Below are 16,663 nucleotides of genomic sequence, written 5' to 3' on the forward strand. Positions count from 1 at the left end.
GGCAAATGAATGTACCGAAGAAAATTTTCATTAAAGAAGTCGGGCCGCGCGACGGTCTGCAAAATGAAGAAACCGCACTCCTGACAGCCGATAAAATAACCTGGATCGACATGCTTTCCCAAACAGGGCTTTCATATATCGAAATCACTTCATTCGTTCATCCTAAATGGATTCCTGCACTGTCTGATGCCCTTGACGTCGCCAAAGGCATTAACCGGAAGCCGGGCGTCACCTACGCAGCCCTCATTCCGAACCGAAAAGGGCTGGAACGGGCTCTCGAAGGAGGGATCGATGAAGCTTCTGTTTTCATGTCGGCAAGCGAGACACACAACCGGAAAAATATTAACAAATCGATCGGAGAAACGCTTCCAGTCTTGCAGGAAGTCACCGGGACAGCAAAACAAGCAGGCCTCACCACTAGAGCCTACCTGTCCACCGTATTTGGCTGTCCTTATGAACATCATGTGCCATTAGAACAAATCATACGCCTCTGTGATGCGTTGTTCGACATGGGCATCGACGAACTTTCTCTCGGAGATACAATCGGCGCAGCGAATCCCGTGCAAGTTCAAAAGGTGCTTGACGTACTTTTAAAACGCTTTCCGAAAGAGAGTTTCGCCCTTCATTTTCATGATACGAGAGGGATGGCGCTCGCCAACATGATCACAGCGATGGATATGGGAATCACCGTATTTGACGCATCATGCGGCGGGCTGGGCGGCTGTCCTTATGCCCCTGGAGCCACGGGAAATGCGGCAACTGATGATTTGATTTACATGTGCGCCCAGATGGGCATCGAAACCGGAGTTGATCTCAGCAAGCTGCTTTCAGCTGCCAAATGGATCGAAGACAAAACCGGGAGAGAGCTACCAAGCCGAAATTTGCAGGCGGCGAAATCAAAGAATTGCTTTTCATAGATTGAGGAGGAGGAAGACCGAATGGAGCCCAATGTTCTTTATTCCATAAACGAGCAGGCGGTCGCCGTGTTGACGTTGAACAGACCGCAAGCTGCAAATGCCCTCTCGCTCGGACTTCTCGACGACCTTCAGCATATCCTTCGCGATATCCGTTCAAACCCGACCGTCCGCTGTGTCATTATAACGGGAGTAGGGAACAGGACGTTTTGTGCAGGTGCCGATTTAAAGGAAAGAGCCCGCATGAGTCCCACAGAAGCGAAGCAGGCCGTTTCCATGATTCAACAAGTGGTCAGCCAGACGGAAAAACTGCCGCAGCCCGTCATCGCTTCATTAAACGGAAGCGCTTTGGGAGGGGGGCTGGAGCTTGCATTGGCGTGCGACATCAGGATCGCAGCCGAACATATTGAACTCGGCCTCCCCGAAACAACGCTCGCGATCATTCCCGGGGCAGGGGGAACACAGCGGCTGCCCCGCTTGATCGGCAGGGGAAAGGCAAAAGAAATGATCTATACCGGCTGCCGCATCAGCGCCGAAGAAGCGCAAAAGATCAGCCTAGTTGAACATGTCGTTCCGCTTCAAAAGTTAAAGGAAACAACCGAAAATATCGCAGCGAACATTGCGGCGAACGGACCGGTTGCCGTCAGACAGGCGAAGTTCGCTATCAATCAAGGGCTTGAGACAGATATCGAAACTGGACTCGCGATAGAACAAAAAGCCTACGAGCTGACGATTCCGACGAAAGACAGAACAGAAGGGCTGAAAGCTTTTACAGAAAAGCGGAAGCCGTATTATACGGGAGAATAAAACGAACGGGGGGACAGCCGATGCCGGCCGAAAAGGAATTGTATGAACGCATTCGCCGGATTCAGGAAGGCGGAGCGCAAAAATACCATGAAGCTAATGAGAAAAAAGGAAAATTATTTGTCAGAGACCGATTAAAGCTGCTGCTTGACGAAGGCCTCGACCTTGAGGACGCTTTTTTTGCCAATTGCATGGCAGACGGGCTTCCGGCAGACGGAGTCGTCACGGGAATCGGAAAAATCGGCGGCCGAACCGTTTGCGTCATGGCTAATGATTCAACGGTGAAAGCAGGATCATGGGGAGCAAGAACCGTCGAAAAAATCATCCGCATCCAGGAAACAGCCGAAAAGCTGAATTGTCCGCTTCTTTATTTGGTCGATTCAGCAGGCGCAAGGATTACGGATCAAGTTGACATGTTTCCGGGGCGAAGAGGAGCAGGGCGGATTTTTTATCAGCAAGTCAAATTATCCGGGCGCATCCCGCAAATCTGTCTTTTGTTCGGTCCTTCAGCGGCAGGCGGCGCCTACATACCGGCTTTTTGCGATATCGTTATCATGGTCGAAGGTAACGCCTCGATGTATTTAGGCTCGCCGCGCATGGCGGAAATGGTGATCGGCGAAAAAGTGTCGCTTGAAGAAATGGGCGGAGCGCGAATGCACTGTTCTGTTTCAGGCTGCGGAGACATTCTTGCCGAAACGGAAGAAGATGCGATCAAGTCGGCGCGCCGGTATCTTTCCTACTTTCCGCCGAACTACACCGAAAAAGCGCCTGTCATTGAAGCAAAACCCGCTCTTCCGTTTGACCGGCCGTTGGAGGAGATCATTCCGAAAAACCAAAACGCACCGTTTCAAATGATGGATTTAATCGACCGGATCATTGATAAAGCGTCTTTTTATGAGATCAAAAAATTGTTCGCGCCAGAGCTGATTACCGGTTTGGCGAGGATTCACGGGCAGCCTGTCGGCATCATCGCCAATCAGCCGCGGGTCAAAGGCGGTGTGTTGTTTCACGATTCGGCAGACAAAGCCGCAAAGTTTATCAATTTGTGCGATGCCTATCATATCCCGCTGCTGTTTCTGGCTGATATCCCCGGCTTTATGATCGGAACAAAAGTCGAGAGGGCGGGTATTATCAGACACGGAGCGAAAATGATCTCAGCGATGGCCGAAGCAACCGTGCCGAAAATATCCGTCATCGTCAGGAAAGCTTATGGCGCAGGCTTGTATGCGATGGCGGGACCGGCCTTTGAGCCTGACTGCTGTCTGGCGCTGCCTACGGCTCAGATTGCTGTGATGGGTCCGGAAGCAGCGGTAAATGCCGTTTATGCCAAAAAAATCGCACAATTGCCTGAAGAAGAGCGGTCCGCCTTCATTGCCGAAAAACGGGAAGAGTACCAAAAAGACATAGACATTTACCGGCTTGCTTCAGAAATGATTGTCGACGGGGTCATTCCGGCCGATTCGCTTCGTACGGAACTCATCAAACGGCTGAATGCATATATGACCAAATACATGATATTTACGGAACGGAAGCATCCTGTTTATCCCGTCTAAAGGCCAATGAAACGAAAAGGGGGAAACGGTATGGCCGAAAAAGCGGTTTGGCAGCCTGATCCGGAATTTGTAAAAGCGACCCGGCTGTTTCAATGGATGACAGCTCTCGGTTTTTCCGACTATGATGATTTTTTGAAAGCAAGTACAGACGATATCGCCTGGTTCTGGGAAGAGGCCGAAAAAGCGCTCGGCATCAGCTGGTACAAGCGGTACAGCCAAACATTGAATCTCGATAAAGGCATAAAATGGCCGAAATGGTTTTCCGGCGGACGCTTAAATGCCGTTTGCAGCGCCGTGGAAAAATGGTCCCGACAGCCTGATACGGCCGAGAGGACAGCCCTCATCTGGGAAAGTGAAGACGGAAAAACAGAACGGATCACCTATTCTTCTTTACATCAAAAAGTCGCCCGTGCGGCAGCAGGCTTTAAAAAACAAGGCATATCAAAAGGGGATGTCATTGCGATTTACATGCCGATGATCCCGCAAACGGTCATCGCCATGCTTGCCGCCGCTAAAATCGGCGCGGTATTCTCCCCGGTTTTTTCAGGCTACGGGGCCCATGCGGCAGCCGCGAGACTCAGCGCTGCCGGAGCAAAAATTCTTGTCACGGCAGATGCCTTTTTGCGAAGGGGAAAGAAGGTCTGTATGAAGAAAGAAGCTGACAAAGCAGCAGACCGCGCCCCCACTGTCCAAAAAGTTGTCGTCTGCCAGCTTCACGATGGCGAACAAGATTGGAATCATAAGAGAGATATAGACTGGAATGAATTGATGAAAAGCGATCCTCTCCAGATGACAGAAGAAATGGACAGTTCAGATCCGCTCATGCTGCTTTACACATCAGGCACGACAGGACAGCCGAAGGGAGCGGTTCATACCCACGCCGGTTTTCCGCTGAAAGCTGCATTTGATGCGGGCTTCGGGATGGATGTCAAACAAGGGGACACGTTTTTCTGGTTTACAGACATGGGCTGGATGATGGGACCGTTTTTAATATTCGGGGGGCTCATAAACGGAGCGGCAGTTTTGCTGTATGACGGAGCACCGGATTTCCCGGCCCCGAGTCGGCTGTGGGAGCTTGTCAGCAGACACCAGGTGTCGCATCTCGGCGTCTCTCCGACGCTCATTCGCTCACTGATGCAGCACGGCGAAAATTTTCTTCTTCAATGCGACCTGAGCAGTCTGAAGGCAATCGGCTCAACGGGAGAACCTTGGAATTATGAACCGTGGATATGGCTGTTCCGCCATGCTGGAAAAGAGCGGATTCCTATTTTTAATTATTCAGGAGGAACGGAAATTTCAGGCGGCATTTTGGGCAATGTGCTCCTGCGGCCGATCACGCCGATGACGTTTAATTCGCCTCTGCCTGGCATGGCGGCCAATGTCTTCAACGAAAAAGGGGAGGAAGTCGTCAATGAAGTCGGGGAGCTTGTCCTGACAAAGCCGTGGGTCGGCATGACGAATGGTTTTTGGAAGGAGCCGTCCAGATATGAAAAAGCATATTGGAGCCGCTGGACTGACGTCTGGGTGCACGGCGATTGGGCAAAACGTGATGAAAACGGCTACTGGACGATCAGCGGACGTTCTGATGATGTGATCAATACTGCTGGGAAAAGGATCGGGCCCGCCGAAATAGAGTCCGTACTGGTCGGCCATCCAGCGGTGGCGGAAGCAGGCGTTATCGGCGTTCCGGATCAGCTCAAAGGTCAGGCTGCCGTCTGCTTTGTCGTCCTCACACAGTCGGAAAAGCCGTCGGAAAAACTAAAAGATGATTTGCTGAACCTCGCCTCTGACGCGATCGGTAAAGCGATCAAGCCAAAAGCGGTTTACTTTGTCAGCGGTCTGCCGAAGACGAGAAATGCAAAAGTGATGAGACGGCTGATCAGAGCTGCCTATTTGAACGAGCCGGCAGGCGATTTGTCAACATTGGAAAATCGTCAAACATACGATGAAATTGCCGGCCTTTCAGCGCAAAAAAATCTGTAGTATACTGGATAAGGCTTGCAGACAAAGAAGAAGGACACGTCCTTCCTCTTTTTATTTTAAGACCAAAAACTCACATTCTGACGATAACCGAACCTCCGCCGGCCGCGCAGACGCGGTTTTGCTGCTCTTCAATTGAACGCAGCAGCTGATTGTTGCATTCCATGAGTTTGATCAGCAATTCCATTTGATCTTCGAGATTTTTCAGCCTTTGATTCATCTGCTGAGAAGATTGGCCGGTGTGCATGTGCGGGGCTGAAGGCGGATAAGACGTTTCAGAATTCCATTTTGAATACATAGAAATAGGCCTCCATCATCTAAACTGATATATCTTATCGTATGATCCTAAAATCGCAACGTTCGCCTAAATCAAAACGAGAGGAACTAAAACATGTACTTGACGATAAAGGAAACCGCAGAATATTTAACGCTTTCAGAAGCATATGTTGAACAGCTTGTGAGAGAAAAGAAAATCCGCACCGTCTTCGACGGACAGCAGCATTTAATCAACAAAGATCAATTCAATACCCATATGGAACAGATGGAAAAGTATAAAGAGTGGGCGGAATCCTTTCTGAACGAACCCATCCCCGAAGATCCGGATGTTAAAGATGAAGATTAACCAAGATAACGATAATTCCATTATGTAAACTAGATGCGTTTCTAGGAAATGTTCGCACGACTCTATCATGACGTGTGAATGGGACGTTTCGTAAAAAAAGACACAATATAGGAAATGAAAGGGATGAAAGAAGCCCTATATATAAAGTTTTCTATGATTTTATTTCATTTCCGAAACAATCACGTTCATTTTTTGTTCAAAAAGTGTTATCATTTAGTAGTAAAAAATACAGCGTGTTTTGAGATTGCGGGTTTTCGGGAATTCCAGACTGAAAACAGCAAAACAAACACAAAAGGGGAGAACCTTTTTGCGGACTTGTTTGTGCACAAATTCACAAACTGTGAAAAAGGGGTTCCTTCAAAAAACAGCACATCGCTTATTGAAAAGGAGAATTGGTTATGCCGGAAACAATCGATCAAACAGCTGATCAAACAAACGAATCTGTAAGCCAAAGCCAACGCGATCTTATCGATCAACTGCTAAAACCTGAAGTACAGGAGTCTTTGACTGTTTTAGTCGACCAGCTTCCAAAGCTGACAGAACTGGTCAACATTTTGACAAAGTCTTACGATTTCGCACAATCCGTTGCAACTGATGAAGTATTAAAAAATGATACGGTCGGTGCCATCACAGAAATTCTTGAGCCTGTCAAAGATACGGCAAAAGAAATCGCGGCTACCGCCATTGAAGCAAAAGACCGCGCTGACGAAAGCAATGAAGTCATCGGACTTTTCGGTTTGCTGAAAATGCTTAAAGATCCGCAGGCCCAAAAGATGTTCCGCTTTGTTCAAAGCTACCTGCAAATCATGTCAGAACGCGAAAAACAAAAATAATCACTATACATTCAGAATAAGGACGGAGGATTCACGATGTCAAAACATATCGTCATTTTAGGCGCTGGTTACGGCGGATTACTGTCTGCTTTAACAGTTCGCAAACACTACACAAAAGAAGAAGCAAAAATCACAGTGGTTAACCAATACCCGACACATCAAATCATCACAGAACTGCATCGCCTTGCTGCGGGCAACGTGTCAGAACAGGCCATTGCGATGCCGCTTGCAAAGCTTTTCAAAGGAAAAGACATCGATCTTAAAATCGCCAAAGTCAACTCGTTCTCAGTTGACAAAAAAGAAGTCGCTCTTTCTGACGGCTCTACCCTGACGTATGACGCGCTTGTCGTCGGTCTTGGTTCTGTCACTGCTTACTTCGGCATTCCTGGCCTTCAAGAAAACAGCATGGTGCTCAAATCTGCAAACGATGCAAACAAGATCTTCAAGCATGTTGAAGAGCGCGTGCGCGAATACGCTAAAACGAAAAACGAAGCGGATGCTACGATCCTAATCGGCGGCGGCGGACTAACAGGCGTCGAGCTTGTCGGTGAACTCGCCGATATCATGCCGAACCTTGCGAGAAGCTACGGTGTCGATCCGAAAGAAATCAAGCTGAAGCTTGTTGAAGCCGGTCCGAAAATCCTGCCGGTTCTTCCGGATGAGCTGATCGAACGTGCGACAAAGAGCCTTGAAAAACGCGGCGTTGAATTCTTGACAGGACTGCCTGTCACAAATGTAGAAGGAAACGTTGTTGATTTGAAAGACGGGCAAAAAATCGTCACAAATACATTTGTCTGGACCGGCGGTGTTCAAGGCAATCCGCTGATCGGCGAGTCAGGTCTTGAAGTGAACCGCGGACGCGCAACTGTAAACGATTTCCTTCAATCCACATCACATGAAGACGTATTTGTTGCAGGAGACAGCGCCGTTGTCTTCGGTCCGGATGGCCGTCCGTACCCTCCGACAGCTCAAATCGCTTGGCAAATGGGCGAGCTGATCGGCTACAACCTGTATGCATACTTAGAAAACAAATCAATGGAAACATTCAGCCCTGTCAACTCAGGCACGCTTGCAAGCCTTGGCCGCAAAGACGCAGTTGCCGTTATCGGCGCGAACAGTACATCTCTTAAAGGCCTGCCTGCTTCATTGATGAAAGAAGCGAGCAACGTCCGTTATCTGACTCATATTAAAGGTCTGTTCAGCCTTGCTTATTAATGGAAATGAAGCGCTACTTATAGTTTAAACTATAAGTGGTGCTTTTTTTTGCTTTAAATTTGACGGGCAAATGAAAATATTGTGGTAAATTTGAACCAAATGCATTGACAAAAAGACGGTCTCATTGCATTATATGAATATAAAATAAAAATATTCATATGTTTATAAATCAAGGAGAGACTGACATGCCGAAATTTACCGAAAAAGAAAAGGAAGCGATACGCTCAGCTTTAGTGCAAAGCGGAAGAGAGCTTTTTGCGCAGCTTGGATTGAAAAAAACGAGCGTTGGTGAGCTAACAGCCTCGGCCGGAATTGCCCAAGGCTCATTTTATACATTTTTCGACTCGAAAGAGGAGCTTTATTTTGAGATTTTGCAGCAGGAAGAAAGTAAGATCCGCGCCCAGCTTGAGGCATCATTTTCTGAAAGCGGGAAAACATTTGCACAGTTTTTGCGTGAAGCATTGGCGGTGGTGGAAGATAACCCGTACATTCGCCAAGTTTACGATGACAACTTACTCGAGACACTCTTCCGCAAACTCCCCGAAGAAAAGCTGCAGGCGCATTTCGACAGCGACGAAGATTTTTTCAAGCCTTTAATTGAAATGGGCCAGGAAAAAGGCTGGCTTGTCAGAAAAAAACCGGAGACGATCGTCAGTGTGATTCGCGCCATTGTTCTTTTATCCTTTCAAAAAACAAATATTGGGGAAGACCGCTACGACGAAACGATGGATTTGCTTATCGAATTGATCGGACAGGGGCTTTCGGCCAAGGAGGATGCATCCCATGATTGAAGTCAGCGGGCTTCGCTTCACATACCCCGGACAAAAAACGCCCGTATTGAAAGGAATCGACTTTTCGATTCAAAAGGGTGAAATTTTTGGATTTCTCGGGCCGTCCGGTGCTGGAAAAAGCACGATTCAAAAAATATTAATCGGTATTTTAAAGCAATATGAAGGCCGGGTTTCTGTGATGGGGAAAGAATTGAGTCAAGCCGACAGCTCCTTTTATGAGAAAATCGGCGTCGCCTTTGAATTTCCGAATTTCTATCAACGATTAACGGCACTGGAAAACTTAAATTTGTTCCGTTCCTTGTATGCATCTGAAACCGAGGAGCCGGAAACGCTGCTCGCTTTAACGGGTCTTGAAGAGTACGGCCGGACAAAGGTATCCGCTTACTCAAAAGGCATGAAAATGAGGCTGAATTTTTTGAGAGCCCTGATCAATCAGCCTGATCTTTTATTTCTAGACGAACCGACCTCGGGGCTCGATCCCGTGCATGCCAAAAAATTAAAACAGCTTATCCTGAACAAAAAGGCGGAAGGGAAGACGATCCTGATCACAACGCACCACATGCAAACAGCTGAAGAAATCTGCGACCGCGTAGCTTTCATCGTTGACGGCAGGGTGGCTTTGATTGATTCTCCAAGCGCCTTGAAAGTGCAAAAAGGAAAAAGGCACGTAAAAGTGGAGTACCGCAGCCGCAGGCAGCTGGAAACTGCTCAATTCGACCTTGATCAGATCGGCAGCAGCCCGGAATTTTTGAACTTGATCAAGGACCACCCTGTGGAAACCATTCATTCCCAAGAAGCATCGCTTGAAGACATCTTTATCGATGTGACGGGGAGGCGTTTAAGTTGAGGATCTTATCAGCGATTTCCCATGATATCAAACTTCAGTTCAAGCACGGTTTTTATTATGCCTATTTGCTGATCAGCGCGGTGTATATCGCTGTGTTGCAGTTTCTTCCAGCTGATTACAGGGAGGCGGCCAACATTGCCTTGACGTTTTCAGACCCGAGCTTCCTGGGGTTTTTCTTCATCGGGGGTCTTGTTTTACTGGAGAAAGGGCAAAACATCCATGACAGCCTGTTTGTAACGCCGCTAAGTGCGAGTGAGTATATTCTTTCCAAAACGGCGTCTTTATCCGTTTTGTCTCTCGGATCGAGCATTTTCATCCACAGCAGTGTGTTTGGCTATGGAACAAATTCCGGTTTGTTCGCTTGCGGCGTGCTGTTCACTTCATTTTTCTTCACGATGATCGGCTTAGGTTTGGCGGTGCGGTGTGAAACCTTAAACGGATTTTTCTTTTTGTCTTCTTTGAGCACCTTTGTGTTCGTTCTGCCTTTGTTTGAAACAGCGGGCATTTGGAGCAGCCCGCTGTTTTACGCTCTGCCGTCAAAGGCCTCATTAATGCTGTTAGGTTCCGCCTTTACCGGCCTTCAGCAGTGGGAGCTCGTCTACGCGATTTCCACTCTCTTGTTGTGGAACGGAGCCGCGTATTTCTGGGCGAGGCATTCACTTCAAACGTTCATCACATTAAAGCTTGGCGGAGGTGATACACGATGATGAAAATCATTCAGCTGATACGCGGAGATATGAAACAGATCAAACGTGATTCAATGCTTGCTTTTTACGGTCTGGCGCCTTTTCTGCTCATCATCGTGACAGCCGCTGGCATTCCTTTGTCAGCGGAACTGGCGGCATTCAATATCACCCCATACCGTCATTTGATCATGAGCTTTGCCATGCTTTTCATCCCCCTGATTCTCGGTATCATGTCGGGGTTTATCCTGCTTGATGAGCGCGACGAAAATATGATTCAGTATTTTGCCGTGACGCCCTTGTCGAAGCGCGGATATGTCTTGATACGCCTCATCCTGCCAATGGCGCTGACTTTTTGCTACAGCATTTTGCTGTTTGCATCCGGCGGTTTAATGGCGCCCGGCTCTGTGTACCTTTTGTTCATCCTGATCATGGTCACGCTTGAAGCCCCGATTTACACGCTGCTTTTAGCCGCTTACGCTTCGAACAAAGTGGAAGGGCTCGCTTTAATGAAAGGGTTCAGCCTGCTCACTTTCATGCCGGCCGCGGTTTATTTTATTCCTTTGCCGTGGCAGCTTTTCGGCGTTTTCACGCCGACCTACTGGACAGCGAAAACGTACTTGGCAGGAACTTCTCATGAAGGGCTTGTTTTCGTTTTCGGGTTCATCGGAGTTGTGCTGCATGTAATGATACTGCTGCTTTTATGCCGGAGGTTTTTGGTGAAAACCGACCAATAGGAGTATATCCCGCCGCGTTTTGCAATAAAGTATTAAAACCATCAGCGGGAGGCGGGATATTCTATGAAGAAAAATATGAAGCTTTGTCTGTGTATGATGATGATCTTTGTATTGACGTTGGCCGGCAGCATAGACGGCTTGGCCGCCGGGGAAAAAGGCGCCGGGCTCAAAGAGCAAATCGATCAGCTGTTAAAGACCGAGCCTGATTTAAAAGGAGCGCTCGCAGGCATCAGCGTCAGGTCCGCGGAAAGCGGGAAAATGATATACGGCCATATGAGCGATACACGGATGAGACCGGCGTCCAATCTGAAGCTTTTAACGGCAGCAGCTGCCTTTTCCGTCCTGGGTGAGGACTATACCTTTCCCACAGAGGTGATGACAGACGGCGCACGATCTGCGAGCACACTCAAAGGCAGCCTTTATCTAAAAGGAAAAGGCGATCCGACGCTTTTGAAAGCCGATTTTCAGCAAATGGCCAAGGCACTCCGAAAACAAGGGATCACTGTCATCCGGGGAGACTTGGTCGGCGATGATTCCTGGTATGATGAGGTCCGCTACTCTCAAGACCTTTCCTGGAGCGATGAAGACGCATACTACGGAGCGCAGATCTCGGCTTTAACAGCTTCGCCAAACGAAGACTATGATGCCGGAACAGTCATCATCGACGTGAATCCTGACGGCAAAACCGGGAAAAAACCCGTTGTATCGCTTACTCCGCAAACTAATCATGTCAAAATCGAAAACGGTGCCAAGACCGTTGCTGCAGACGGAAAAAAAGATATCACGATTAAAAGGGAACACGGCGGAAATACCATCCAAATCAAAGGGACGATTCCACAAGGCGCTTCAAGGGTCAGACAATGGGTTGCGGTTTGGGAGTCGTCAGAATATGCACTCGATTTATTTAAACAGGCTTTACAGCAACAAGGCATTCGAATCCTGGGAGAGACTAAAACCGGCAAAGCGCCAAAAAAAGCGCGCCGCATCACCGCACATCAATCCATGCCGCTTTCAGAGCTGATGATCCCCTTTATGAAGCTTAGCAACAACGGCCATGGCGAAACACTGATCAAGGAAATGGGAAAAGCCGCGAGCCGTGAAGGAAGCTGGGATCAAGGTCTGGAAGTGTTGAATAAAGAACTGCAGGGATTTGGAATGGACACAGAGAAGATCGTTCTCAGAGACGGCTCAGGCATCTCGCATATCAATTTGATTTCTGCCGACCAGATCACAAAGCTATTGTATTCCGTTCAAGAAGAGAAATGGTTTCCGTCGTTTGCCCGTTCACTCCCGGTTGCGGGGGAAAGCGACAGAATGGTCGGCGGCACATTAAGAAACCGGCTGAAAGACCCGGCTCTTAAAGGCAAAGTCAGAGCGAAAACAGGCTCTCTTTCAACCGTCAGTACCTTATCGGGCTATATCGATACTGCAAGCGGCGAGACATTGATTTTCTCCATTCTTCTCAATCAGCTCGTGGATGATGAAAAAGGAAAGGATATTGAAGATAAAATCGTTCAAATATTAGCTTCTTCATGACATCTCCCATTGCTTAAGGCAATGGGTTTTCTTTATTGAAAAGGCTTTCCATTCACTTCGTACGTTTTTCAGCTGAGGCCATATAATGCTAAGAGATTTCATTTTCTATAAGTTTAACAGCAGGCAGGGGGAAATATATGAACATTTTGCTGGCTTATTATCGATACTCTCCACATACAAACGGCCCGTCTACCTATATTGATATCCTTAGAAAAAGCTTGGAAGGAGAAGGGCATTCTGTCGATTTAATGTCGCACGATACCCGATGGCTCAACATTCAGGTCGCCGATCAGCAGCCGGCCGATAAACACCGGTTAAAACATGAGCTCATTCACCGCCTTCAAACAGCTTATACCGAAAAATATCCCCTGTGGATATATTGGCGTGAAATGGAGCGCTACAGTTTGGAACAAGCTGTTAAACAGTTTGATCTTAAGAAGTATGATTTGATCCACTGCCACGATTTTATGACGGCAAGAGCACTGGCCCGTTCCAAACCTCAGCACACGCCTTTAATCGTGTCCCTCCATAACTTTAAATATCATGAAGCAAAGATTACCGGGGAATTTGACGAGAAAAGCGGCCAGGAACAGCAATACATGAAAATCGAAGAATGTTTGGGCGCAATGTCTGGAGACGTTGTGGCCGTTCCGTGCGAATGGCTGAAACACGAGCTGATTCAAATTGGTGTGACGCCTTCGAACATCCGAGTCATCCCGTATGGAATTGTAAAAACACCCTTTATCGAAAAGAAAAATAATCTCCCTAAAAGCCTCCCGCATCAAGGAAAAAAGATCATTCTCTGTCCGGCGCGGCTCGTTCCGGTGAAAGGACACCGCTATTTGATCGAAGCGCTTTATAAACTGCGGTGCGAAAGGGATGATTTTCACTGCCTTCTCGCAGGCGAGGGTCCGGAGCTCGAAACTCTGCAAAGCCTGTCCGAAAAGCTCGGTATCGCGTCGGCGGTCTCTTTTCTCGGAAAGCGAAAAGATATACCTGACTTAATGAATATTAGTGATGTCATTGTTTTGCCGTCGCTTCACGATACATTTCCGCTCGTCATCCTGGAAGGGCAGTTCTCCGCAAAACCTGTGCTGGCGGCAAACGTAGGCGGGGTAAAAGAAATCATTGATGACGGTGCGAACGGATTGCTTGTTCCCCCGGCAGACAGCGAAGCGCTTACTGAAAAGCTGCGCCTGCTGCTCGACGATGACAAAACCCGGCAAAAATTGGGGCGCCAAGCGTATCAAAAAGCTATGAAACATTGGGATATCAGCTTTCACATGAGGTCGATCGAAAACCTGTATCAAACATTCGAGACACAAAAAAGAGCAGTGCGGTCCTGCAAAAATCATCGAAAAGAGCAGGGGCTGGACCTGGAAATCCTCGAACAAATCGGTGAAAAGAAAACGTCAGAAGCGGAGTACACGATTGCCGGGGAAATCCCGGAACATCTCAAAAGCCAACTTAAAAAAGAGGACCATTACATTCATGTTTATGATTTGTCAGGCGTTTTACTGCAGACAAAAGCGGTCGATTCGAAAGGGTGCTATGAATTTCACCAGCTCCCCCGAGGCAGCTATGTCTTGAAAAGCACTATCGAAGCATTCGGCAATCAGTTCGTATCCCTCGACTGATGATAAATACTTCTGCGCAAGCCGGCTGTTTAGCCGGTTTTTTATATAACAGTTTTCGTTTTATTTGACTTTATTATAATACAGATTCAAATAAGAAAATTGCTTCAAACAACATCCTATATTAGGAAAAACGCGATGTTCAAAGAACTTTCTTAAATTTGTTAACTATTTCACAAAATATGTGATTTTTATCACATTCAAAACTGTTATATTAAACATAAGATATAAATGCAACAACTGTTATATCATTTCAACTTGAAAAGAGGGGGATTTAAATGGAACAATGGAAAGGTTTCACCACAAACGTTTGGCAAAAAGAAGTCAATGTCCGCGATTTTATTCTCTCGAACTTTGAGCCATATCAAGGTGACGAATCGTTTCTCGAACCTCCGACGGAAGCTACATCGGCATTATGGGATCATGTAATGGACTTGACAAAAAAAGAGCGTGAAAACGGAGGCGTCCTCGATATGGATACAGAGATCGTCTCAACGATTACCTCGCACGGTCCCGGCTATTTGGACAAAGACTTGGAAAAAGTCGTCGGCGTTCAAACCGATGAGCCGTTTAAACGGTCGCTTCAGCCTTTCGGCGGCATTCGCATGGCGAAACAAGCATGTGAATCCTATGGTTTTGAATTGAATGAAGAAGTGGAAAGAATCTTTACCGATTACCGCAAAACCCATAACCAAGGCGTGTTTGACGCGTATACGGACGAAATGAAACTCGCCCGAAAGGTCGGAATCATTACCGGACTGCCTGATGCTTACGGGCGCGGGCGCATCATCGGCGATTACCGGAGAGTGGCGCTTTACGGCGTGGACTTCCTGATCGATGAAAAGAAAAAAGATGCGGCCGGCACCTCTCGCGTGATGTCTGAAGAAAACATCCGCCTTCGTGAAGAATTGTCAGAACAAATCCGGGCATTGAATGAACTTAAAGCACTTGCAGCAAGTTATGGCTTTGACATTTCCGAGCCTGCGGCGAATGCAAGAGAAGCATTTCAATGGCTGTATTTTGCCTATTTGGCTGCCATTAAAGAGCAAAATGGAGCAGCAATGAGCCTTGGCCGCGTGTCCACGTTCCTTGATATATACATCGAAAGAGATTTGAAAACGGGCGCATTAACAGAACAGGAGGCCCAAGAGCTTGTCGACCATTTTGTCATGAAGCTGCGCTTGGTCAAATTTGCACGCACACCTGACTACAATGAGCTGTTCAGCGGCGATCCGACGTGGGTGACAGAATCAATCGGCGGAATAGCGCACGACGGACGCGCACTCGTCACGAAAAACTCGTTCCGTTTCCTGCATACGCTTGACAATTTAGGTCCGGCGCCGGAACCAAATTTAACCGTCCTTTGGTCTGTCAGGCTGCCGCAAAAGTTTAAAAACTACTGTGCCAAAATGTCGATTAAAACGAGCTCGATTCAATACGAAAATGACGATATCATGCGTCCTGAATACGGGGATGACTACGGCATCGCCTGCTGTGTATCGGCAATGGCAATCGGCAAACAAATGCAGTTCTTCGGAGCACGCGCCAACTTGGCGAAAGCGCTTTTATATGCGATTAATGGCGGAAAAGACGAAAAGCATAAAATGCAAGTCGGTCCGGAAATGCCTCCGGTTGCTTCCGATGTGCTGGACTATGACGAGGTCATGCATAAATTCGATCAGACGATGGAATGGCTTGCAGGCTTGTACATCAATACGCTCAATGTCATTCACTACATGCATGATAAATATTGCTATGAAAGAATTGAAATGGCGCTGCACGACACGGACATTTTGCGGACGATGGCCACCGGGATCGCCGGCTTGAGCGTTGTGGCCGATTCGTTAAGCGCTATCAAATATGCCAAAGTCAATGTTGTCCGCGATGAAAACGGCATTGCCGTCGATTTTGAAACAGAAGGCGACTTTCCTAAGTACGGAAATAATGATGACCGCGTCGACGCGATCGCCGTTGACATTGTCAAGCGCTTTATGAAAAAACTGCGCAAGCACCAGACATATCGCCAGTCTGTTCATACCATGTCAATTTTAACGATCACGTCAAACGTCGTTTACGGCAAGAAAACCGGAAATACGCCGGATGGACGCCGGGCGGGAGAACCGTTTGCTCCAGGCGCGAATCCGATGCACGGCCGCGATACTAAAGGAACGCTTGCATCGCTGTCTTCAGTGGCAAAGCTGCCTTACAGCTATGCGCTCGACGGCATATCCAACACCTTTTCGATCGTCCCGAAAGCGCTTGGCAAAGACGAAGAGAGCCGCGCCGTCAATTTATCAAGCATCCTTGACGGTTACGCCGCAAAAACAGGGCATCACTTAAATGTAAACGTATTTAACAGAGAAACATTGCTCGACGCCATGGAACATCCGGAGGAATATCCGCAGTTAACGATTCGCGTCTCAGGCTATGCGGTCAACTTTATTAAGCTGACGAAAGAACAGCAGTTAGACGTTATCAGCCGTACCTTCCATGAATCGATGTAACGAGCATAAA

General features: G+C 47.7%; 15 protein-coding genes. 14 read left to right on the forward strand and 1 reads right to left on the reverse strand.

The window, feature by feature from the left end; genetic code table 11:
* Positions 1-5 precede the first annotated feature (5 nt).
* From M1D90_RS11280 to M1D90_RS11295, 4 genes are read left to right on the forward strand one after another with little or no spacing between them, the layout of a single operon-like run.
* Positions 6-917: a hydroxymethylglutaryl-CoA lyase gene (locus tag M1D90_RS11280; RefSeq protein ID WP_128822495.1), complete on the forward strand. Its 912-nt coding sequence runs from the start codon at positions 6-8 to the stop codon at positions 915-917.
* 21 nt (positions 918-938) lie between these two features.
* Positions 939-1,721 carry an enoyl-CoA hydratase gene (locus M1D90_RS11285; RefSeq protein ID WP_023857509.1) on the forward strand — a complete coding sequence of 261 codons (783 nt, stop codon included), beginning with the start codon at positions 939-941 and terminating at the stop codon, positions 1,719-1,721.
* Between the two features lie 20 nt (positions 1,722-1,741).
* The gene (locus M1D90_RS11290) at positions 1,742-3,271 is read left to right on the forward strand and encodes an acyl-CoA carboxylase subunit beta (protein WP_023857510.1); all 1,530 of its coding nucleotides are present in this window, start codon (positions 1,742-1,744) and stop codon (positions 3,269-3,271) included.
* Positions 3,272-3,301: 30 nt separating this feature from the next.
* Positions 3,302-5,254, forward strand: a complete 1,953-nt coding sequence (locus M1D90_RS11295) for an AMP-binding protein (protein ID WP_023857511.1) — start codon at positions 3,302-3,304, stop codon at positions 5,252-5,254.
* A gap of 70 nt (positions 5,255-5,324) precedes the next feature.
* Here M1D90_RS11295 and M1D90_RS11300 read toward each other — a convergent pair whose 3' ends face one another.
* Positions 5,325-5,549 (reverse strand): hypothetical protein, encoded by a 225-nt coding sequence (locus tag M1D90_RS11300; protein ID WP_020451692.1) that lies wholly within the window; start codon positions 5,547-5,549, stop codon positions 5,325-5,327.
* A 93-nt stretch (positions 5,550-5,642) separates the two neighbouring features.
* Here M1D90_RS11300 and M1D90_RS11305 point away from each other — a divergent pair, with 93 nt between their 5' ends.
* The 10 genes from M1D90_RS11305 to pflB all read left to right on the forward strand — a co-directional run bounded on the left by M1D90_RS11305 (position 5,643) and on the right by pflB (position 16,653).
* Entirely contained in the window at positions 5,643-5,873 is a 231-nt protein-coding gene (locus M1D90_RS11305; protein ID WP_023857512.1) for an excisionase family DNA-binding protein, read from the forward strand.
* Between the two features lie 398 nt (positions 5,874-6,271).
* The gene (locus M1D90_RS11310) at positions 6,272-6,706 is read left to right on the forward strand and encodes a DUF1641 domain-containing protein (RefSeq protein ID WP_020451689.1); all 435 of its coding nucleotides are present in this window, start codon (positions 6,272-6,274) and stop codon (positions 6,704-6,706) included.
* A gap of 36 nt (positions 6,707-6,742) precedes the next feature.
* Positions 6,743-7,921 (forward strand): NAD(P)/FAD-dependent oxidoreductase, encoded by a 1,179-nt coding sequence (locus M1D90_RS11315; RefSeq protein WP_020451688.1) that lies wholly within the window; start codon positions 6,743-6,745, stop codon positions 7,919-7,921.
* Between the two features lie 185 nt (positions 7,922-8,106).
* On the forward strand, positions 8,107-8,712 hold the full coding sequence (locus M1D90_RS11320; protein WP_023857514.1) for a TetR/AcrR family transcriptional regulator: 606 nt from the start codon (positions 8,107-8,109) through the stop codon (positions 8,710-8,712).
* A complete protein-coding gene (locus tag M1D90_RS11325; protein ID WP_020451686.1) occupies positions 8,705-9,559 on the forward strand; it encodes an ABC transporter ATP-binding protein in 855 nt (284 codons plus the stop codon). The genes M1D90_RS11320 and M1D90_RS11325 overlap by 8 nt, the downstream gene beginning before the upstream one ends.
* Positions 9,556-10,266: a fluoroquinolone export ABC transporter permease subunit gene (locus M1D90_RS11330; protein ID WP_026579619.1), complete on the forward strand. Its 711-nt coding sequence runs from the start codon at positions 9,556-9,558 to the stop codon at positions 10,264-10,266. Before M1D90_RS11325 ends, M1D90_RS11330 begins: the two co-directional genes overlap by 4 nt.
* Positions 10,263-10,979: an ABC-2 transporter permease gene (locus M1D90_RS11335; protein WP_096748123.1), complete on the forward strand. Its 717-nt coding sequence runs from the start codon at positions 10,263-10,265 to the stop codon at positions 10,977-10,979. Before M1D90_RS11330 ends, M1D90_RS11335 begins: the two co-directional genes overlap by 4 nt.
* A gap of 63 nt (positions 10,980-11,042) precedes the next feature.
* Entirely contained in the window at positions 11,043-12,515 is a 1,473-nt protein-coding gene (gene dacB, locus M1D90_RS11340) for a D-alanyl-D-alanine carboxypeptidase/D-alanyl-D-alanine endopeptidase (protein WP_128822493.1), read from the forward strand.
* A gap of 137 nt (positions 12,516-12,652) precedes the next feature.
* Positions 12,653-14,152: a glycosyltransferase family 4 protein gene (locus M1D90_RS11345; protein ID WP_145645505.1), complete on the forward strand. Its 1,500-nt coding sequence runs from the start codon at positions 12,653-12,655 to the stop codon at positions 14,150-14,152.
* Between the two features lie 275 nt (positions 14,153-14,427).
* Complete coding sequence (pflB, locus tag M1D90_RS11350) at positions 14,428-16,653, forward strand: formate C-acetyltransferase (RefSeq protein ID WP_020451683.1); 2,226 nt, start codon at positions 14,428-14,430, stop codon at positions 16,651-16,653.
* Positions 16,654-16,663 lie beyond the last annotated feature (10 nt).

The organism is Bacillus sp. JZ34 (assembly GCF_053903205.1).

Coding starts and splice junctions, on each gene's coding strand:
- M1D90_RS11280 (WP_128822495.1), top strand. CDS start 6: ATGAATGTACCGAAGAAAATTTTCATTAAAGAAGTCGGGCCGCGCGAC.
- M1D90_RS11285 (WP_023857509.1), top strand. CDS start 939: ATGGAGCCCAATGTTCTTTATTCCATAAACGAGCAGGCGGTCGCCGTG.
- M1D90_RS11290 (WP_023857510.1), top strand. CDS start 1,742: ATGCCGGCCGAAAAGGAATTGTATGAACGCATTCGCCGGATTCAGGAA.
- M1D90_RS11295 (WP_023857511.1), top strand. CDS start 3,302: ATGGCCGAAAAAGCGGTTTGGCAGCCTGATCCGGAATTTGTAAAAGCG.
- M1D90_RS11300 (WP_020451692.1), bottom strand. CDS start 5,549: ATGTATTCAAAATGGAATTCTGAAACGTCTTATCCGCCTTCAGCCCCG.
- M1D90_RS11305 (WP_023857512.1), top strand. CDS start 5,643: ATGTACTTGACGATAAAGGAAACCGCAGAATATTTAACGCTTTCAGAA.
- M1D90_RS11310 (WP_020451689.1), top strand. CDS start 6,272: ATGCCGGAAACAATCGATCAAACAGCTGATCAAACAAACGAATCTGTA.
- M1D90_RS11315 (WP_020451688.1), top strand. CDS start 6,743: ATGTCAAAACATATCGTCATTTTAGGCGCTGGTTACGGCGGATTACTG.
- M1D90_RS11320 (WP_023857514.1), top strand. CDS start 8,107: ATGCCGAAATTTACCGAAAAAGAAAAGGAAGCGATACGCTCAGCTTTA.
- M1D90_RS11325 (WP_020451686.1), top strand. CDS start 8,705: ATGATTGAAGTCAGCGGGCTTCGCTTCACATACCCCGGACAAAAAACG.
- M1D90_RS11335 (WP_096748123.1), top strand. CDS start 10,263: ATGATGAAAATCATTCAGCTGATACGCGGAGATATGAAACAGATCAAA.
- dacB (WP_128822493.1), top strand. CDS start 11,043: ATGAAGAAAAATATGAAGCTTTGTCTGTGTATGATGATGATCTTTGTA.
- M1D90_RS11345 (WP_145645505.1), top strand. CDS start 12,653: ATGAACATTTTGCTGGCTTATTATCGATACTCTCCACATACAAACGGC.
- pflB (WP_020451683.1), top strand. CDS start 14,428: ATGGAACAATGGAAAGGTTTCACCACAAACGTTTGGCAAAAAGAAGTC.